Source organism: Erythrobacter litoralis, from assembly GCF_029760855.1.
Taxonomy (GTDB): Bacteria; Pseudomonadota; Alphaproteobacteria; order Sphingomonadales; family Sphingomonadaceae; genus Qipengyuania; species Qipengyuania litoralis_A.
Genome location: NZ_SOSI01000007.1, coordinates 74,996 through 94,081, shown reverse-complemented (window position 1 = coordinate 94,081; position 19,086 = coordinate 74,996). Strand labels below are relative to the sequence as shown.

Sequence of the window (19,086 nt, the reverse complement as noted above, 5' to 3'; positions counted from 1 at the left end):
GCGACGCCCGGTTACGCGTGCAACCGGTTGATTTACCCTACGCAAACGCGCATCCCGCGCCGATGCTTTCCATACTCGATATCTTCCGGATCGGGATCGGCCCGTCGTCCTCCCACACGGTCGGCCCCATGCGGATCGCGCGGCTGTTCGCACGTGCGCTGGCGAAGGCCGACAAGCTCGATCGCGCGGCGCGCGTGAATGTCGAATTGCAGGGTTCGTTGGCGCTAACCGGCGTCGGCCACGGCTCGGTCGATGCAAGCATCCTTGGGCTCGCCGGGTTCCGACCCGACCGGACGTTTCCCGATGAAGCGGCCGCGGCGCTGGCGGACATTCGCGAGAGGGGCGCCTTATCGCTGCTTGGACAGTACGAGATAGCGTTCGATCCGCGGCGCGACATCGCGCTGGCCGGCGACGTCATCCCGGACCTTCACCCGAATGGCATGCGGCTTGTGGCACTCGACGATGCAAGCGACGTGCTGCTGGAACGGACCTATTATTCGACGGGTGGCGGGTTCGTAGCCTCGGAAGCACAATTGAAGCGCAAGCCGAAGGACGACCGGGTGAATGCGGGCATCAGCGTGCCGCACAATTTCGGATCGGCGGCCGAATTACTCGCAGCCTGCCGCGAAACCGCCCTGACCATCGCCGACCTCGTCCTTGCCAACGAGGACGCAGTCCGCCCGCGCGACGAGACGCTCGCCGGGATCGACCGGGTGGCGGGCGCGATGGACCAGTGCCTCGAACGCGGCCTTAATCAGCGCGGGATCCTGCCCGGCGGCCTCAAGGTGCATCGCCGCGCGCCGGATTTGTGGGACAAGCTATCGGCCACACCGCAATCGAACGAGCGCGAACAATTGTTCGACTGGCTCAATTGCTACGCCATGGCGGTGAATGAGGAGAACGCTGCAGGCGGCCGGATCGTCACTGCGCCGACCAACGGGGCGGCCGGCATCATCCCGGCGGTCATCCGGTTCTACTGCGTGACCGCCGAGGAAAGCCCCTGCCGCGACAGCCGCCGCACCTTCCTGCTGACGGCAGGCGCGATCGGCCTCCTTTACAAGCAACGTGCGAGCATTTCCGGCGCGGAGATGGGGTGTCAGGGAGAGGTCGGCGTCGCCTGCTCGATGGCGGCCGGGGGGCTCGCCGCGCTATGGGGCGGCAGCCCTGCACAGATCGCCAGCGCGGCGGAAATTGGCATGGAGCACAATCTTGGCCTTACCTGCGATCCGGTGGGCGGTCTCGTGCAGGTTCCCTGCATCGAGCGCAATGCCATCGGCGCGGTCAAGGCGGTCAACGCGGCCCGGCTCGCCCTTCACCGGGAAGCGGGCGCTAGCGTAAGCCTCGACCAGGTGATCGAAACCATGCGCCAGACCGGGCTCGACATGTCGAGCAAGTACAAGGAAACCAGCCAGGGCGGCCTCGCGGTCAACGTAATCGAATGTTGATGACGCTCGCCGTTGTCGCGGTGGTTTCCGCCGCGCTCATCGTGGGGGCGGCGTGGGGTATCTACGGCAAATTGCCCGACTGGCTCGACGGGTTCCTCGTCGCGCTGGCCGGCGGCGCACTGCTGATCTCGGTGACCAGCGAACTCATCCAGCCTGCGATCGACAACAGCTCGTTGTTGATCGCAGCGGGCGGCGTCCTCTCCGGTGCCATCGTCTTCACGGTGGCCGATTATCTTATCGACGAAAAATGGGGCGGCGATTCCGGAGGCGGTCTTCTCGCCGCGATCACGCTGGATGGCATTCCGGAGAACCTGGCGCTTGGCGTCGCTTTGATCGGGGCGGGGCCGATGGAGGTCGCGGCGCTTGCCGGCTCCATCCTGCTATCCAACCTGCCTGAGGCGGCAGGCGGCGGAAGGGCCATGCGCGGCAAAGGGCATTCGAAGGCGAAAGTGTTATGGCTTTGGACGGCGACGGCTGCGTTGCTGTCGGCGGCGGCGATCATCGGACACATCGCGCTCGACACTGCGAACGACGAAACACTCGCGGCAATCCGGTGCGTCGCGGCGGGCGCCGTCATTGCAAGTCTCGCGACGGAGGTCTTTCCCAAAGCCTTCAGGGAAGATCGCCAGCTTGCGGGTATCGCCACGGCGGGCGGGGCGGTTCTGGCGTTCGCGCTCGGCAGTCTCGGGGGCGGTTAACGCTCGACAGGACGCAGCGTTTGGGTAGGCTGGCGGCATGACAGCAGCACCCACCGCCGACGACCTTGCGCAACCCTTCGGCTCGTATTTCGAGGTTTTGCGACGGTGGGCGGCGGCGCAGCCCGACAAACCGGCTTTGATCGACGAGCATGGTGCGATCGTGTGGGGCGACATGCTGGACCGGATCGATCGGATCGCGGCGCGTCTTCTCGAAACCGGGCTGGAGCGCGGTCAGGCGGTGGCGATCCTCGGCGCTTCGTCCACAAATTATGCGCTGGTTTTCCTCGCCGCGGTTCGTGCCGGCGGGGTCGCCGCACCGCTGACGACCAGCGCGAGCGCCGAACAGCTCGCGGCGATGGCGAAGGACTCCGGTGCGCGGCACATCTTTGTCGACCGTGCGAAACTGGCCGAACTCGGAGACAGTTCCTTCCCGGATCTTGAGCGGATCGTGCTGGACGAGGATCTCGATGACTGGATGTCCGCACGCTCCCGTCCCGAACTGGACATGCCGCCGGGCGAACCGGACGAGCCGTTCAACATCATCTATTCGTCCGGCACCACCGGCACGCCGAAAGGCATCGTCCAATCGCACCGGATGCGCTGGCGGCAATTCGCCTCGACCGCGGCATCGTGGCTGGACAAGGGCATGGAGGTCCGCGCGCTCGCATCTACCCCACTTTATTCGAATACCACCATGGTCGCGTTCCTAGCGCCGCTGCTGGCCGGTGGGACGGTACGGATCGTGGGCAAGTTCGACACCCTGAAGTGGCTTGAGAATGCGCAGGGCGACCGGACGACGGTCACCATGCTCGTGCCCGTGCAATATCAGCGCCTGATGGACGAACCGCGTTTCGGCGAATTCGACCTGTCGGCCCTGCAATTGAAATATTGCACTTCCGCGCCCTTCTCCGCCGAATTGAAGCGCGAGGTGCTCGACCGCATGCCGGGCGCGCTGGTTGAAATCTACTCGATGACCGAAGGTGGCGTCGTCTGTCTGCTCGAAGCGCACAAGTTTCCCGACAAGCTGCATACCGTCGGCAGGCCCGGTCCCGGCAGCGAATTGAAGGTTCTGGACGACGAGGATCGCGAAGTCCCGCCCGGAACGCCGGGTAACCTCGTCGGTCGCAGCCAGACGATGATGATGGGCTATCGCAACCGACCCGACCAGACGCGCGAGGGATTGTGGACCGATCCCGCGAGCGGCGAGATATGGCAGCGCATGGGCGATATCGGCCGGGTCGACGAGGACGGCTTCGTCGAACTGGTGGGCCGCGCGAAGGACATGATCATCTCTGGCGGGTTCAACATCTATCCGGTCGATCTGGAAAATGCGCTTCTCGCGCGGCCCGGTGTGCGCGAGGCGGCGGTGATCGGCGTGCCATCGCGCAAATGGGGCGAGACTCCGGTCGGCTTCGTTACGCTAGCAGGCGACGCGCCCGATTCCGACACGATCTTGAAGGAGGTGAATGCCGGTCTCGGCAAGACGCAGCGCCTCGCGCAGCTTCATGCGATCACCGAAATGCCGCGCAGCCATATCGGCAAGTTGCTGAAGACGGAATTGCGCGAAGATGCAGAGCGGCGCGGATTGCCGGAATAGCAGCGTTCGAGACGCGGCGCCGACACTCGGGGGAGGGGGGAGAGGTTGTCGACGGCCGCGTCTCTACTCGCTGCCTGACGCCTTTGCGAAAGTGCGCGGGAAGATCGCACCATATGTCGCGAGGCTGACGATTGCCGACGGACGCGATAGGAAGCGTGGGCCGGCAACCGGTCGCTGGTCATGGCAGCGATCTTGTGAAGCCGAAATAATATTGCACGCCTCCGCAATAAAGTGCGAAAACATCAGGAGATGTTGAGAAAAGCGCAACGGCTGACCAAGCGGTTATCGCCACCGCTGGACTTGCCGGTAACGTGACCGTAACCGCGCGCCATGGACCAAGAGCACATCCCCGATTCCATCCTGATCGTCGATTTCGGCAGCCAGGTTACCCAGCTTATCGCTCGCAGGGTACGCGAAGCCGGGGTCTATTCCGAAATCGCACCGTTCACGATGGCCGAGGACGCGTTCAAGCGCATGCAACCCAAGGGGATCATCCTGTCGGGATCGCCCGCCAGCGTGCCTGAAGAAGGGTCTCCTCGTGCGCCGCAATGCCTGTTCGATAGCGGTCTGCCGATCCTGGGCATCTGCTACGGTCAGCAGGTCATGACGCACCAGTTGGGCGGCGAAGTTCGGCCCGGTCACGAAACGGGAGAGGGCGGCGAGTTCGGGCGCGCCTTTTTGACCGTAACCAAACCTTGCGCTCTGTTCGATGGGCTCTGGAACGAGGGCGAGCGCCACCAGGTCTGGATGAGCCATGGCGACAAGGTCACCCGTTTTGCCGACGGGTTCGAGATCGTTGCCACCAGCGACGGGGCTCCCTTTGCCGTGATCGCTGATGAAGCGCGCAAATATTACGGCATCCAGTTCCACCCCGAGGTCGTCCACACGCCCGACGGTGCGAAGCTCATCGCCAATTTCGCGCGGCACTTATGCGGGCTCGCCGGTGACTGGACGATGGCGGAGTTCCGCGAAACGAAGATTGCCGAAATTCGCGAGCAGGTAGGTGACGGCAAGGTCATTTGCGGCTTGTCCGGCGGGGTCGACAGCGCGGTGGCCGCCGTACTCATTCACGAAGCGATCGGCGACCAGCTGACCTGCGTATTCGTCGATCACGGCTTGATGCGGCAGGGCGAGGCGGAGCAGGTCGTCTCGCTGTTCAAGGGGCATTACAACATCCCACTCGTCCATGTGGACGCAGAGGAGAAGTTCCTCACCGGACTGGCAGGCGAAACCGATCCCGAAAAGAAGCGCAAGTTCATTGGGGGCGCCTTCATCGACTTGTTCGAGGAGGAGGCGCGAAAGATCGGTGGGGCGGACTTTCTCGCGCAAGGCACGCTCTATCCCGACGTGATCGAGAGCGTCAGCTTCACCGGCGGGCCGAGCGTCACGATCAAGAGCCACCACAATGTCGGCGGTTTGCCCGAACGCATGAACATGACTTTGGTCGAGCCTTTACGCGAACTGTTCAAGGACGAGGTGCGGGATCTGGGCCGCGAGCTCGGTCTACCGGACATCTTCGTCGGCCGGCATCCCTTCCCCGGCCCGGGCCTCGCGATCCGCATTCCAGGCGAAGTGACCAAGGAGCGGTGCGACATCCTGCGCAAGGCCGACGCGATCTATCTCGAGGAAATTCGCGCCGCCGGTCTCTACGAGGCGATTTGGCAGGCCTTTGCCGTGCTGCTCCCGGTCAAGACGGTCGGCGTAATGGGCGACGGGCGCACCTACGACAGCGTTTGCGCCTTACGCGCCGTCACCAGCACCGACGGTATGACTGCAGACGTTTATCCCTTCCCGAGCGAGTTCCTGAGCCGGGTATCGACCCGCATCATCAACGAGGTGAAGGGCATCAACCGCGTGGTCTACGACTATACCAGCAAGCCCCCCGGCACGATCGAGTGGGAGTAAGGGAAGCTCCGCTCTTAATCTGAGGAAACGGTCTGAGCTCCCAGCTTCCCCTTGGCGACGACCGTCGTACGGACATCCTGCGCCGGCTGCAGGCGCTGCTGATCCAGCGGTTCGGGCGGATCGAGAGGGCGGCGGCATCGTGGCGGCAGCCGGAGTGGGTACTGGTGCAGGGCGTCATCGGCGCGCGCACGAAGTCGCCCGTTTCCAATGCAGCGACCGATCGCCTGTTGAAACGCTATGGGTCGTGGGAAGCGGTTGCGAGGGCGCCTCTTATCGAATTGGAGGACGCGCTTTTAACCCAGACCTATCCCAACGTCGCCGCCGAGCGCTTGAAGGCCAGCCTAACCGCGCTGATCGAGAAGCGTGGTGCTGTCGACCTGTCGCATCTTGCGGGACTTGAAACGGCCGAGGCGATGGACTGGCTCGAGCAGCTTCCCGGCATCGGGCGCAAAATCGCGGCGGGCGTAATGAACGCCAGTACGCTCGACCGGCGCGCCATTGTTCTCGATTCGCATCACACCCGTATTCTCCAGCGTATGGGGCTCGTCCCGCCGAAGGCGACGACGGCGCGGGCGTTCGATGCGATCATGCCCGCCATGCCCGAAGAATGGTCGGCCGCCGATTACGACGAACACCACCTGCTGATGAAAAAGCTCGGCCAGACATGGTGCCGGCCTTCCTCGCCCGATTGCCGGAACTGCCCTGCGCTGGCCATGTGCGAAACCGGCCGGGCGCGGGAATCTGCCTGATAGAAGGAACGGCGCACGCGCATGATCCGTTTGATTGCCAAACCAGACAACGGAGTTTCCATGCCCAGCAATGCCCCCCTGTTCGACCCGATAACCATCGGCGCCTTCGAAGCACCGAACCGTATCTTCATGGCACCTCTTACGCGTAGCCGGTCGGAAGCGAAAACCAACGAGCAAACGGGTCTCCATGCCCTGTACTATGCCCAGCGGGCAGGCGCAGGGCTGATCGTCGGCGAGGCGACGCAGATCAGCCAGCAAGGGCAGGGTTATGCCTGGACGCCGGGAATCTTTACCGATGCGCAGGTGGAAAGCTGGAAACCGGTGACCGATGCCGTCCATAATGCCGGGGGCCGGATATTCTGCCAGCTCTGGCACGTCGGCGCGATCAGCCACCCGGTGTTCCAGCCGGACGGCGGGAAGCCCGTTTCGGCCAGCGCATGGACGCCCGAAGGCGAAGCGTTCGTCGGCGACCGGCACGAGGACGGCCCACAGGTTCCGTTCGAGGAAGCGCGCGCTTTGCGCACCGACGAAATTCCGGGCTTGCTCGACGAATTTCGCCATGCCGCGAAGTGCGCCGCCGCCGCCGGTTTCGACGGTGTGGAGATTCACTGCGCCAACAATTATCTTGTCGACCAGTTCATCCGTTCCGCCACCAACGACCGAGACGACGAGTATGGCGGAAGCCTCGACAATCGGCTGCGACTGATGTGCGAGATCGTGGATACGGTGTGCGAAGTGCTTCCCGCAAACCGCGTCGGCGTACGTCTGTCGCCGCAGGGCGGGCCGGGCGGTACGGAAGATGCCAATCCCGGGGAAACCTATCCGGCAGCCGCCAAGGCGCTGGCAGGGCGCGGCCTTGCCTATCTTCACGTGGTACGGCCCAATTCGCACACCGGCGACGGCAAGGACGAAGGTGGGGACCGAATCGTGCACGATATGCGGGCCGCGTTCGACGGGCCGTTCATCGCCAACGGCAATTTTCAGCCGGACGAAGCGGCAAAATGGATTTCGGACGGCCATGCCGATGCCGTCACCTTCGGACGGCTGTTCCTTGCCAATCCCGATCTGCCGACACGCATCGCGCAGGACGGACCGTATAACGAACCAGATGAGGACACGTTCTACGGCGGCGATGCCGAGGGCTACACGGACTATCCGAGCCTCGAAAAGGTCGACGATCCGTTACCGGCCTGACCGGTGCTGGACGAAGCCGCGGTCGGTGAGGTGTATCGCCGGCTGGCCGATGCCATGCCGGGCCGGACGAAGGGCGCCAAGGGGCCAAAAGGTCAACCTAGCGCCTTTCGCTCGTGCATATCCTGCATGCTTTCGGCCCAGTCCCTCGACCGCAATACGGCCAAGGCAGCCGATCAACTTTTCGCACTTGCGACCACGCCCGAGGATATCCTCGCCCTGGACGACGAAGCGATTGCAGCGGCAATAAAACCATGTGGGCTCTACAATATGAAGACGCGCAACATCCGCGCCTTCTGCTCCGCCCTGCTCGAACGCCATGGCGGGATCGTGCCGGACACACGCGAGGGATTGCTAAGCCTGCCAGGAATCGGACGCAAATGCGCCGACATCGTGCTGAGCTTTACTTTCGGCAAAGACGTGATTGCGGTGGACACCCATGTCCATCGCGTATGCAATCGCGTGGGGCTGACCGAAGCAAAAACAGCCGACAAGACGGCGCAGCAGCTTGAAGAGCGTTCACCCGAATGGGCGATGCGCGATGGGCATTTCTGGCTGATCCAGTTCGGCAAGCGCATCTGCGTTGCTCGGTCGCCCAAATGCGGCGCGTGTCCAATCAATGATTTGTGCGAGTATTACGCCGCGCTCACCAACTGAACCCGGCAGCGATCGCGCGTTTTTCCTCCTCGCTGGATGTCCGGCCCAGCACAGCGTTGCGATGCGGGAAGCGCCCGAACCGCGCGATCATCTTGTAGTGGGAGCGGGCGAAGGGGGAGGCGGCGGGCGCGTATTTTGCGAAGAGCGACACGGCCAAGCGCTGATCGACGATATCCTCGCTATGCATCAACGGCATCAACGCGAATTGCCGTTCGTCCCGATCGAAACGCGGCAGCCAGCCGGCGCGCAGGATGCCATGGCAGATCGCAAGCGCGAGAGGGTCGTAGGCATAGGCGCGCGTATCGTCGCGGTAGAGGTTGCGCGGAATTTGGTCGAACAACAGCACGGCCGCGAGGGCCGTTTTCGGTTCCGTCAGAAACTCGCAGGCAGGGCGATTGCCCAATCGTGCGAGATCCTTCGCGAACCGGCGGCGAAGAAGTGCGTCGACCTCAGGGCCGCCGCCATACCAATCGCCGCTTCCGAGTTCGTGAAACCAGACGCGCAGTATCTCTCGCGCCCAAGGGCGGGATGCGGCGGTCACCCGGCGTTGGTAGTTCCGTGTTCGGGCATCCTGTAGGGAATGAAATCATCGAGAATGATGACGCCGCTGAAGAAATTTCCGAAGCGGTCGCGCGTCGTCACCTGATCCGTACGACATAGCTGCGAGTTGGTGAACTTTCGGATCACCAGATAGTCATCGTCGTCGATCGAGGATGGCGATTTGGTGTAGTTGACCCAGACCGTGTCCCCGTCGCGGTAGACGAGAGCGGTATCGTCAATCTGCTGCAGGTTGCGCGAGCCGAAAGTCCGAATGCAGTTGCTCGGTTCTCCGGCGACGCGGCCTTCGAGCATTTCGGCGAGTTTCGCTTCGCCCTTCGTGACGGGTGCATCGTCCTGCGCGGCGAGCGGCGCGGATACGGCGAGGCTTAGAGTGGCGGCAGCGAAAGCGAGTGTCTTGAACATGGCGAGTCTCCTGCATCTTCAATACGCGCAGCACGCTGAACGGTTGCTGAGAATCAGCCCGTACCGCCCACGGTGATGCCGTCGATCAACAACGTCGGCTGTCCGACGCCTGCAGGGACGCCCTGCCCACCCTTGCCGCACACCCCGATGCCTTCGTCGAGCGACATGTCGTCGCCGATCCCGATCACACGGGTAAGTACGCTCGGCCCGTCGCCGATCAACGTCGCGCCCTTGATCGGGGCAACGATTTTGCCCTTCTCGACTTTGTAGGCTTCGGTACAGGCGAAGACGAACTTGCCGGAGACGATATCGACCTGGCCGCCGCCGAAGCTGGTGGCGTAGATGCCGTCGTCGACCCGGCTTAAAAGCTCCGCCGGATCGTCCGTCCCGCTTTCCATGAAGGTGTTCGTCATGCGCGGCATGGGCGCATGCTGGTAGCTCTGGCGGCGGCCATTGCCGGTCGCCGCAACGCCCATCAGCCGAGCGTTCAGGCGATCCTGCATGTAGCCTTTGAGAATACCGTCCTCGATCAGGACGGTGCGGCCGGTTGGCGTTCCCTCGTCGTCGATCGAAAGCGAGCCGCGCCGTTCCGCGATGCTGCCATCGTCGATCACGGTGACCCCGGGGGCCGCCACCCGCTCGCCGATGCGGCCCGAAAAGGCGCTGGTGCCCTTGCGGTTGAAATCGCCTTCGAGGCCGTGGCCGACCGCCTCGTGCAGCAGCACGCCGGGCCAGCCGGGGCCGAGCAATACGGTCTGTTCGCCGGCGGGCGCCGCCACGCTGTCAAGATTAACCAGCGCCTGCCGGACCGATTCGTCGATCGCGCGCAACCACGCTACTTCGTCGAACAGCCGGTCGTAGAGATAGCGACCGCCGAAACCGAATGAGCCGATTTCGCGCCGGCCGTTCTGTTCGGCGACGATACTGACATTGAGGCGCACGAGCGGGCGGATGTCGCGTGCGATGTGCCCGTCGGGCCGCACGATCTCGATCACGCTCCAGTTCGCGAGCAGGCTGGCGGAAACCTGCGCCACCCGCGGGTCCTTCGCTCGGGCCACCGCGTCGATTTTTTCGAGCAGCCCGACCTTTTCGGCAAAAGGCACGAGGTCGAGCGGGCAGGCATCGGTGTAAAGGTGGCGATTGGTCCGCTCGGGCGGGGCGGCGAGCGGGTTCTTCGTCGCGTCTAGCAATTGCAGCGTCTCGCCGGCGCGTGCGATGGCCTCGGCGCTAATCTCGTTGGCATGAGCGAAGCCGGTCGTCTCGCCCGAAACGCCGCGCAGGCCGAACCCCGAGTCGCGGCTGTAATCCGCTGTCTTCAACCGGCCGTCATCGAAGACGAAGGCTTCGTTGGCGGTGAATTGCAGGTAGAGTTCACCATCGTCGCAGGACGACAGCAGGCGCTGCGTCAGCGATTTCGCTTCGGCAGGGTCCAGCGTTTGTCCGTAAATCAGGGCATGCGGGTCGGTGAGCATATCGGTCATGCCCGCAATGTAGGGAGCCGCCCTGCGCTTGGCGAGCGTTTAGGGGTGCCCCGGGTCGCCGCCTTCACTGATGTCGCGCAGCATCGATTGATCGACGCCGTCCGCCGGGCCGCCTTCCAGCACGAAGCGCCGGTCGCAATAGCCGCAATCGACATAACCGTGCCCGTCGATCTCCAGATAGACCTTCGGATGGCCCAGGGCGGCGGCGCGGTATTGCTTGCCGCTGCGGATATCGGTCGCCCCGTCGCACCAGACGCGGCGGGTGGTGACTTTCACGACTTCGGGAGGAGGCACGTTCATGAGGGCGAGCCGATAATGGGTTTGAACCTTCCGCTCAAGAGCCTAGGTCGGGCGTCATGACCACGCCATCCGCCATTCGCATCACCGATCTCGTCAAGGAATACGCGCCGCCGGGACCGGGCGAACCGTCCAAACTGGCGCTGAAAGGCGTGAGTTTCGACGTGCCGCAGGGCGGCGTGTTCGGCTTGCTAGGCCCCAACGGCGCGGGCAAATCCACGCTCATCAACATCCTTGCCGGATTGGTGCGCAAGACATCGGGCAGCGCGGAGGTGTGGGGTTTCGACATCGACAGGCATCCGCGCAACGCCAAGCGTTCGATCGGCATCGTCCCACAGGAGATCGTCTTCGATCCCTTCTTCACACCTTACGAGGTGCTGGAGAATCAGGGCGGGTTCTATGGTATATCTGCCAAAGACAGGCGCAGCGAGGAGTTGCTCGGCGCCGTCCATCTGGCGGACAAGCGCGACGCCTATGCCCGCACATTGTCTGGCGGCATGAAGCGGCGGCTGCTCATCGCCAAGGCGATGGTGCATTCGCCGCCGATCCTTGTGCTCGACGAGCCGACCGCGGGGGTCGATGTCGAATTGCGGCGCCAGCTCTGGGAACTGGTCGGCGAACTCAACGCCGAGGGCGTGACGGTGGTGCTGACGACGCACTATCTCGAAGAGGCGGAGCAGCTATGCGATCGCATCGCTATCATCAATCACGGTGAACTGATCGCCAACAAACCGACCCGTGAATTGATCGGCATGGCGCGGGAGAAGATAGTCTCCGTCACGGTCGACAAGGACCTAGGCGGGCCGATCATGGAAGAGGCGTTTTTGAAAGCCGAGGTGGTGGAGCCCCGTCGGCTCGACATCACTTACGATCGCGATGCGGCGAGCGCGGGGCAGGTCCTGTCGCTTGTGCAAAGCCACGGCTATGCGATCGAGGACGTCACCACGCGCGAGGCCGATCTGGAAGACGTTTTCGTGCAGCTGACCGGGGCGGGTTAAGCCGCCCCGGCTTTACCTCATTCTATCGGCTCAGCCGAAGCTGCGCGGGCCGAGACCGGCGTCGCGAAACTGCAGCTTGCGCCAAGAATTCGGCGTCACCTCTTCCAGGGACGCATGGCAGCAGCGGCACTTTCCGACATGGATGCTGTGCGCATGCCGGACATTGGCAATATCGACGCGGTGGCGCCCAACGGCGCATGCAATTAGACCCAATTTCATTCCGTAAGACTCCCGTCCATTGCCCCGCCGGTCTACTGGCGAAAAGCTAACCATTCGTTAAGCATGATTTCGGCGAGCCGTTGGATACTTGCCGCCTCCCGAATGTGACGGCATGAGGGCGGGAATGACCGACACCCCTCATGACGTGCTTATCATCGGATCCGGCGCCGCCGGCCTGACCGCCGCGCTCGCTTTGGCGCAGACAAAACGCGTGCTGGTGCTGGCGAAGGGATCGCTCGACAGCGGCTCGACGGCATGGGCGCAGGGTGGCATCGCGGCCGTACTGGACGAAGGCGATACGTTCGAAAATCACATCCGTGATACCATGATCGCCGGCGCCGGGCTGAACGATCGCGAGACAGTAGAGTTCGTCATCGAACAGGCACCCGCCGCGATTGACCGGTTGTGCGAATTGGGCGTGCCCTTCAATCGCGAGAAGGTCGAAGGCGGCGACCTCCACCTCACCCGCGAAGGCGGGCACTCGCATCGCCGGATCGTGCATGTGAACGATGCGACCGGCTGGGCCGTGCAGGCCGCGCTATTGAAGGCGGCGGAGGAAAATCCGAACATCACGCTGCTGGCCGGGCAAAGCTGTATCGACCTGATCACGGCGCGCAACCAGCAGGACTATTCCGGTTCGGGGCGGGTCTGGGGTGCCTATGCGCTGGACGAGGCGAGCGGCAAGGTGGTCGCCCATGTGGCGCGGGCAACGGTGCTGGCGGCGGGCGGCGCAGGCCGGGTCTACCTGTTCAGCACCGCGCCGCGCGGTGCGACGGGCGACGGGATCGCGATGGCGTGGCGGGCCGGGGCGCGCGTCTCCAACATGGAAATGATGCAGTTCCACCCGACCTGCCTCTACAATCTCGAGGTCAAGAACTTCCTCATCACCGAGGCGGTGCGCGGCGAAGGCGGACATCTGCGCAATCCGGTGACGAGCGAGCGCTACATGGAGCGCTACGATCCCGACCGCATGGAACTCGCCCCGCGCGACATCGTGGCGCGTGCGAACGACGACCAGATCAAGCGCTACGGCCTCGACTACGTGCATCTCGACATCAGTCACCAATCACCCGAATTCGTGATGGAGCATTTCCCGACCATTCACGAAAAGCTGCTTGGCCTCGGGATCGACATGACGAAGGAGCCGATTCCGGTCGTCCCGGCTCAGCATTATACGTGCGGCGGGGTGAAGATCGGGCTCGACGCGCGGACCGATCTGCCCGGGCTGTGGGCGGCGGGCGAATGCACCGAAAGCGGGCTGCACGGCGCAAACCGGCTCGCCTCCAACAGTTTGCTCGAATGCTTCGTATTCGGCGAAGCGGCGGCGAAGGACATTCTGGCACGGTGGGATACGCTCGATGCGCCGCCCGAAATCAGGGCGTGGGACGAAAGCCGGGTCACCGATTCCGACGAGGAGGTGATCATCAAGCAGAACTGGACCGAGATCCGACGGTTCATGTGGAACTATGTCGGCATCGTGCGCACGACCAAGCGACTGGAACGCGCCGCCCACCGCATCCGCCTGCTACGCGAGGAAGTCGAGGATTATTACGGCCATTTCCGCGTGACGACCGACCTGATCGAGCTGCGCAACCTCTTGGAATGTGCGGACCTGATCGTGCGTAGCGCCCTGAAGCGGGACGAAAGCCGAGGCCTTCACTTCACGCTCGATTATCCGGAAACCTCGTCGATCGCGAAGGATACGGTGCTGGTACCGTAAGATCCTACGGGTTCAAGCCCGGTCGATCTCATCCTGGTAATTGTCGAGCTCGTTGCCGGTAATCGTCACCACATGCAGCAGATTGGTGGCGCCCGGCGTGCCGAAGGGGACCCCGGCCAGGGCGATCACCTTGCTGCCCGCGCTGCCAAAGCCATGGCGCAGGGCCATGCGTTTGCCCTTGGCGATCATTTCCTCGAAGCTGCCGATGTCCTTGGTGGCGACTGCATGGGCGCCCCATAGCAAGGCGAGCCGGCGGGCCGTCTTGACCGAGGGGGTGAGCACCAGCATCGGGACGCTCGGTCGTTCGCGGGCAACGCGCCGGGCAGTCGAACCGCTGCCCGTGAAGACGGTGATCGCGGAAATGCGCACCGTGTCGGCGATGGTCATGCAGGCATGGCTCAAGGCGTCGGCGGTGGTCTGTTCGGGCGGCGTATCGAGGAAGCGGACGCGCGCCAGATAGGCTTCATCGCCTTCCACCTGCTGCGCAATGCGGTGCATGATCGTCACCGCTTCTTCCGGCCATTCGCCCGCGGCGGTTTCGGCCGACAGCATAACGGCATCGGCGCCGTCGTATACCGCGTTCGCAACGTCGGAGACTTCGGCGCGCGTGGGAGCCGGGCTTTCGATCATCGACTCGAGCATCTGGGTCGCTACGATGACCGGCTTGCCCGCGGTGCGCGCTTTGTTGACGATCTGCTTCTGTAGCGGCGGCACTTCCTGCGGTTCCAGCTCGACACCCAGATCGCCGCGCGCGACCATGATTCCGTCCGAAAGCTCGATGATCTCGTCGAGCCGGCGCACCGCCATCGGTTTCTCGATCTTTGCGCAGAGCGAGCCGTAGCCGCCCATCAGTTTGCGCGCCTCCGCGATGTCCTCCGGCCGCTGCACGAAGGAAAGGCCGATCCAGTCGACACCCTGATCGATTGCGAAGGAAAGGTCGCGCCGGTCCTTGTCGGTCAGCGCCGGAATTGGCACTTCGGCATCCGGCACGTTCACGCCCTTGCGGTCCGAGATGACGCCGCCGACCTCGGCCGAGCACAGGATTTCGTTCTCGTCCGCCCGAATGACACGCAGGCGGATCTTGCCGTCGTTGATCAGGAGGCGCTGGCCCTTTTCGAGCAGGCCGAACAGTTCGGGATGGGGCAATTGCACGCGGGTTTCGTCCCCCGGTTCGGGATTACGGTCGAGCGTAAAATGCCCGGAATGGCGGATGACCGCCTTGCCGTCCTTGAACTGGCCCACCCGCAATTTCGGACCCTGCAGATCGGCAAGGATCGCGATGGGGCGGCCGAACCGCGCTTCCATGTCGCGGATGGCCTTGATCGTCTCGGCATGATTGGCATGTTCGCCGTGGCTCATATTGACCCGGAAGGCGTCGACCCCGGCGCGGAACAACCGCTCGAGCATTTCGGGCGAGCGGCTGGCCGGTCCCACGGTAGCGAGGATCTTGACCTTGCGGCCGCGTGGGTCGAGCGAAACGGTGGACGGTTGAGCCATACGCCGCGCTATGGCACCGCCGCACGACAATTCAAATACGAAGGACGGCGATGACTACGAATACACAGGACCCTCTGGACGGCCTCGACGACCGGGTAGCGGCGGACGCCTTCCGCCGCTTGGTGCGCCATTTGCAGCATCGCCACGATGCCCAGAACATCGACCTCATGGGCCTGTCGGGCTTCTGCCGCAATTGCCTCGCCGACTGGATCCGCGATGCCGGTTACGAAGGCGACAAAGCGCAGGCGCGCGAACTCATTCACGGCATGCCGCAAGACGAATGGAAGGCGACGCGCCAGACCCCTGCGACCGAGGAACAGCTCGAGCGAATGAAGGTTAGCGTCGCCAAGAACGCACAGGATTGAACCCACGGCCGGTTCACCTGCGCCCTCAGCGCCGCTAACGAGCGGCCCACCGATTCTCCAGATTGAACGAAAGAGACCTGACAGATGGCCGAAGCCACCGACGACCGCCTGCGCCTATTGATTGAGCGCATCGAACGCCTCGAGGAAGAGAAGAAGGGCATCGCCGACGATATCCGCGACGTCTATGCCGAAGCCAAGGCGACAGGGTACGACACCAAGATCATGCGCCAGATCATTCGCCTGCGGAAAATGAAGCCTGACGACCGGAGCGAGCAGGAAACGATCCTCGAAACCTATAAGGCCGCACTGGGTATGTGATCTTGTGCGCGAAAATTCGCGATGAATAGCGATGCGTTCGTGGCGAGTAACGGAACGCTCCGCTTCGGGCTTCGCTGATGGGGTGAACCCTTTCCAGCGGAGCCCCATCCATGTCCGACCTCACGAGAACCGATACCGCCACCTTCATCGAACCTATCTCGGAAGAGCCGCGCATGCCCGGCCACGAAGGCGAGATGGAGCGCAAGCCCGAATGGCAGCCGCGCTATCCCGGCTCGAACCGGATGAAGGGCAAGGTCGCCATCGTTACCGGGGCAGATAGCGGCATCGGCCGCGCCACAGCGGTGCTGTTCGCCCGAGAAGGCGCAAAGGTCGCCATCGCCTATCTAAGTGAAGACGACGACGCGGCGAAGACAAAGGAACTATGCGAGGCGGAAGGCGCCGAAGCCTTCACTTTTGCCGGCGATCTCGGCGACAAGGCCGTGGCCGACGATCTGGTCGCCAAGACTATCGACCGCTTCGGCCAGGTCGATTGCCTGATCCAGATCGCCGGCGAGCAGCACCCCGACAAGGATGTGACCGATATCACGCCCGAGCAATTGCAGCGCACCTTCCAGTCCAACATCTATTCGATGTTCTACATGGTGCAGGCCGCCCGCCCGCATCTGAAACGCGGGAGCACGATCGTGAACTGCACGTCCATCACGATGTACGAAGGGCAGCCGATCCTGCTCGATTACAGCTCGACCAAGGGCGCGATAACGGCTTTTACGCGCTCGCTGTCGCAGAACCTCATGGACGACGGCATTCGTGTCAACGGCGTGGCACCGGGCCCGATCTGGACGCCGCTCAACCCGTTCGGCGGGCAGCCGAAGGACAAGATCGACGATTTCGGCAAGGGCTCACCGATGGGTCGCCCGGGCCAGCCGAACGAGGTCGCACCGTCATTCCTGTTCCTCGCCTGCGACGATAGTTCGTACATGTCGGGTCAGGTCCTCCATCCCAATGGCGGCAGCGTGGTTGGCGGTTGATCCGTCACGCCGTATTGCCTATGCAATACACGCAAAGTCAGCCTGAAGGAGAAGCGAACATGCCCGGACCGTGGAAGGATGCGCGCGGAGTTACCGTGACGACGACGCCGACGATCGAAGGAAAGCCGATCCAGGATTATCTGGGCATCGTCACCGGCGAGGTCATTGTCGGCGCGAACCTGTTCCGCGACCTGTTTGCCAATATCCGCGACATCGTGGGTGGGCGATCCGGCAGTTACGAGCGCATCCTGCGCGATGCGCGCGAGCAGGCGATCGAGGAACTCCAGGCCGAGGCGGCGTCGCGCGGGGGCAATGCGGTGGTCGGTGTCGATCTCGATTACGAGGTGATCGGGGATACCGGCTCGATGCTGATGGTGTCCGCCAGCGGAACCGCGGTGAAAGTCTAGCCCGGCCTCAGCTGCTCATCTGCAAACCGACGAACACGATGGCGACGAAGGTGCCGTTGTGTAGCGCGTGAAGCAGCATGCTGGACCATAAACCGTACCGCACGCGGGCGAACCCGAAGATCGAGCCTGCGAGCAATTGCGGCAGCACGAAGGGCAGGACGACCCACACGCTCGCTTCGGGAAAGTTGAACACGTGAATAAACGCGAAGCCGATGGTGCTGATCGCGTAGAACAACGGAAACAGCTTCGCGAACCAGCGATACGGTGGCCGTCCCCGCCACATATAAAGCCCCGCCGCGTAGATCGCGATGAAGAAGGCCGCGACGATGGCAACGGCGACGGGCGCCTGTAGGGAACCGCCGCCCTGCGCCGCGAGGATCTGATACGCGACGAACTGCACCAGCGCCGGACCCAAAAGAGCGGCGATCGCCAGGACCGGAATGAGAAACAGGTGGCCGGGCTTGCCCGATAGCCAGCTGCGGAAGAGAATTTCCTCGATCACGGGCGCTAGCAGGACGATGGCGAGCGCGGTTTGCAGGCCGAACGGCATCTCGGCGACGCTGTTTTTGGGAATGGCCGTCCCGCCCGAAATCGCCAGCGTCGCGACGACGAGCAGCACCGCCATGAACGACAGATCCAGCGCATACAGCCGAAAGACGTCCTTCAGCGCCGCGCCGGAGAACCCGGTCGGTGCGGCCGGCAGTTTCGGGCTGCGCAGGAACGCGAAATAGCTGCGCCATTCGCCGCGCAGGCTGCCTGCATGCGCGAGGCTTGTCGATATGTCTGTCATGCGGCTAATGCGTGCCCCAACTTACCCACCACACCAAATCGAAGTGAAACCCATGGCAGGCCATTCCAAGTTCAAGAACATCATGCACCGCAAGGGCGCGCAGGACAAGAAGCGCTCCAACCTGTTTTCCAAGCTCAGCCGCGAGATCACCGTGGCAGCGCGTAGCGGCATGCCCGATCCCGACATGAACCCGCGCCTGCGTCTGGCGGTGAACAACGCCAAGGCGCAGTCCATGCCGAAAGACAATATCCAGCGCGCGATCGACAAGGCGAGCGGCGGGGACGACGAGAATTACGAAGAAGTGCGCTACGAGGGGTACGGCCCCGGCGGCGTCGCCCTGATCGTCGAGGCGTTGACGGACAATCGTAACCGCACCGCCACCAACGTCCGCACCGCGTTCAGCAAGAACGGCGGAAATATGGGGACCGAAGGTTCGGTTGCTCATGGGTTCGAGCGGCTCGGTCTGATTGAATATCCGGCCAGCGCGGGCGACGAGGAAAAAGTTCTCGAAGCGGCGATGGAAGCGGGCGCGCAGGACATCGAGAGCGGCGAAGACGGCCACACCATCTGGACCGCGGCGGATGATCTTCATCAAGTCGCCAGCGACCTCGAAAAGAGCCTCGGCGAAGCGGAGAACGTCAAGCTGGCGTGGAAGCCGAACGTCACCGTCGAGATGGAGGAAGGCCCGGCCGGCACGCTACTGAAGCTGGTCGATGCGCTCGACGACGACGACGATGTGCAGACCGTGTGGGGCAATTACGAGATCCCGGATGAGGTAATGAATAAGTTGGACGCCTGAT

20 protein-coding genes are annotated in these 19,086 nt (G+C 63.4%); 14 read left to right on the top strand and 6 right to left on the bottom strand.

The features are described 5' to 3' along the window. The first annotated feature begins 62 nt into the window (after window positions 1-62). The 7 genes from E3U23_RS13065 to E3U23_RS13035 all read left to right on the top strand — a co-directional run bounded on the left by E3U23_RS13065 (window position 63) and on the right by E3U23_RS13035 (window position 8,242). Window positions 63-1,445 (top strand): L-serine ammonia-lyase, encoded by a 1,383-nt coding sequence (locus E3U23_RS13065; RefSeq protein ID WP_279351721.1) that lies wholly within the window; start codon window positions 63-65, stop codon window positions 1,443-1,445. Then, window positions 1,445-2,143 (top strand): ZIP family metal transporter, encoded by a 699-nt coding sequence (locus E3U23_RS13060; RefSeq protein ID WP_279351720.1) that lies wholly within the window; start codon window positions 1,445-1,447, stop codon window positions 2,141-2,143. Before E3U23_RS13065 ends, E3U23_RS13060 begins: the two co-directional genes overlap by 1 nt. Before the next feature lie 37 nt (window positions 2,144-2,180). After that, window positions 2,181-3,740: a class I adenylate-forming enzyme family protein gene (locus tag E3U23_RS13055; protein WP_279351719.1), complete on the top strand. Its 1,560-nt coding sequence runs from the start codon at window positions 2,181-2,183 to the stop codon at window positions 3,738-3,740. Window positions 3,741-4,070: 330 nt separating this feature from the next. Further along, window positions 4,071-5,645 (top strand): glutamine-hydrolyzing GMP synthase, encoded by a 1,575-nt coding sequence (gene guaA, locus E3U23_RS13050; RefSeq protein WP_279351718.1) that lies wholly within the window; start codon window positions 4,071-4,073, stop codon window positions 5,643-5,645. A 164-nt stretch (window positions 5,646-5,809) separates the two neighbouring features. After that, on the top strand, window positions 5,810-6,394 hold the full coding sequence (locus tag E3U23_RS13045) for an endonuclease III domain-containing protein (RefSeq protein WP_279351717.1): 585 nt from the start codon (window positions 5,810-5,812) through the stop codon (window positions 6,392-6,394). A 60-nt stretch (window positions 6,395-6,454) separates the two neighbouring features. Then, window positions 6,455-7,588, top strand: coding sequence for an alkene reductase (locus E3U23_RS13040; protein WP_279351716.1), 1,134 nt, complete (start codon window positions 6,455-6,457; stop codon window positions 7,586-7,588). A 3-nt stretch (window positions 7,589-7,591) separates the two neighbouring features. Then, a complete protein-coding gene (locus tag E3U23_RS13035) occupies window positions 7,592-8,242 on the top strand; it encodes an endonuclease III domain-containing protein (protein WP_279351715.1) in 651 nt (216 codons plus the stop codon). Here the strand turns inward: E3U23_RS13035 and E3U23_RS13030 are convergent. The 4 genes from E3U23_RS13030 to E3U23_RS13015 are packed head-to-tail and all read right to left on the bottom strand — an operon-like array spanning window position 8,232 to window position 10,986. After that, window positions 8,232-8,783, bottom strand: a complete 552-nt coding sequence (locus tag E3U23_RS13030) for a DUF924 family protein (protein WP_279351714.1) — start codon at window positions 8,781-8,783, stop codon at window positions 8,232-8,234. The genes E3U23_RS13035 and E3U23_RS13030 overlap by 11 nt on opposite strands. Next, on the bottom strand, window positions 8,780-9,205 hold the full coding sequence (locus E3U23_RS13025) for a hypothetical protein (RefSeq protein ID WP_279351713.1): 426 nt from the start codon (window positions 9,203-9,205) through the stop codon (window positions 8,780-8,782). The genes E3U23_RS13030 and E3U23_RS13025 overlap by 4 nt, the downstream gene beginning before the upstream one ends. A gap of 53 nt (window positions 9,206-9,258) precedes the next feature. Further along, window positions 9,259-10,686 (bottom strand): metalloprotease TldD, encoded by a 1,428-nt coding sequence (gene tldD, locus E3U23_RS13020; protein ID WP_279351712.1) that lies wholly within the window; start codon window positions 10,684-10,686, stop codon window positions 9,259-9,261. 39 nt (window positions 10,687-10,725) lie between these two features. Then, the gene (locus E3U23_RS13015) at window positions 10,726-10,986 is read right to left on the bottom strand and encodes a zinc-finger domain-containing protein (protein ID WP_279351711.1); all 261 of its coding nucleotides are present in this window, start codon (window positions 10,984-10,986) and stop codon (window positions 10,726-10,728) included. 56 nt (window positions 10,987-11,042) lie between these two features. Between E3U23_RS13015 and E3U23_RS13010 the strand changes: the two genes are divergently transcribed. Both E3U23_RS13010 and nadB read left to right on the top strand, forming a co-directional pair. Continuing rightward, entirely contained in the window at window positions 11,043-11,981 is a 939-nt protein-coding gene (locus tag E3U23_RS13010; protein WP_279351710.1) for an ABC transporter ATP-binding protein, read from the top strand. Window positions 11,982-12,324: 343 nt separating this feature from the next. After that, on the top strand, window positions 12,325-13,920 hold the full coding sequence (gene nadB, locus E3U23_RS13005; protein WP_279351709.1) for an L-aspartate oxidase: 1,596 nt from the start codon (window positions 12,325-12,327) through the stop codon (window positions 13,918-13,920). A 12-nt stretch (window positions 13,921-13,932) separates the two neighbouring features. Here the strand turns inward: nadB and pyk are convergent, their stop codons facing one another. Next, complete coding sequence (gene pyk / locus E3U23_RS13000) at window positions 13,933-15,417, bottom strand: pyruvate kinase (RefSeq protein ID WP_279351708.1); 1,485 nt, start codon at window positions 15,415-15,417, stop codon at window positions 13,933-13,935. A 50-nt stretch (window positions 15,418-15,467) separates the two neighbouring features. Here pyk and E3U23_RS12995 point away from each other — a divergent pair, with 50 nt between their 5' ends. The 4 genes from E3U23_RS12995 (at window position 15,468) to E3U23_RS12980 (ending at window position 17,496) form a co-directional block, all read left to right on the top strand. Beyond that, on the top strand, window positions 15,468-15,782 hold the full coding sequence (locus E3U23_RS12995) for a DUF1244 domain-containing protein (protein WP_279351707.1): 315 nt from the start codon (window positions 15,468-15,470) through the stop codon (window positions 15,780-15,782). Window positions 15,783-15,866: 84 nt separating this feature from the next. Next, on the top strand, window positions 15,867-16,100 hold the full coding sequence (locus E3U23_RS12990) for a DUF2312 domain-containing protein (RefSeq protein WP_279351706.1): 234 nt from the start codon (window positions 15,867-15,869) through the stop codon (window positions 16,098-16,100). A 110-nt stretch (window positions 16,101-16,210) separates the two neighbouring features. Then, window positions 16,211-17,089 carry an SDR family oxidoreductase gene (locus tag E3U23_RS12985; protein ID WP_431732689.1) on the top strand — a complete coding sequence of 293 codons (879 nt, stop codon included), beginning with the start codon at window positions 16,211-16,213 and terminating at the stop codon, window positions 17,087-17,089. A gap of 59 nt (window positions 17,090-17,148) precedes the next feature. Beyond that, window positions 17,149-17,496, top strand: a complete 348-nt coding sequence (locus E3U23_RS12980) for a heavy metal-binding domain-containing protein (protein ID WP_279351705.1) — start codon at window positions 17,149-17,151, stop codon at window positions 17,494-17,496. Window positions 17,497-17,503: 7 nt separating this feature from the next. On the opposite strand, the gene E3U23_RS12975 is transcribed toward E3U23_RS12980, so the two are convergent. Beyond that, entirely contained in the window at window positions 17,504-18,286 is a 783-nt protein-coding gene (locus E3U23_RS12975; protein ID WP_279351704.1) for a CPBP family glutamic-type intramembrane protease, read from the bottom strand. 52 nt (window positions 18,287-18,338) lie between these two features. On the opposite strand from E3U23_RS12975, the gene E3U23_RS12970 reads away from it, so the two are divergent. Then, window positions 18,339-19,085, top strand: coding sequence for a YebC/PmpR family DNA-binding transcriptional regulator (locus E3U23_RS12970; protein WP_279351740.1), 747 nt, complete (start codon window positions 18,339-18,341; stop codon window positions 19,083-19,085). The last annotated feature ends 1 nt before the right edge of the window (window position 19,086 follow it).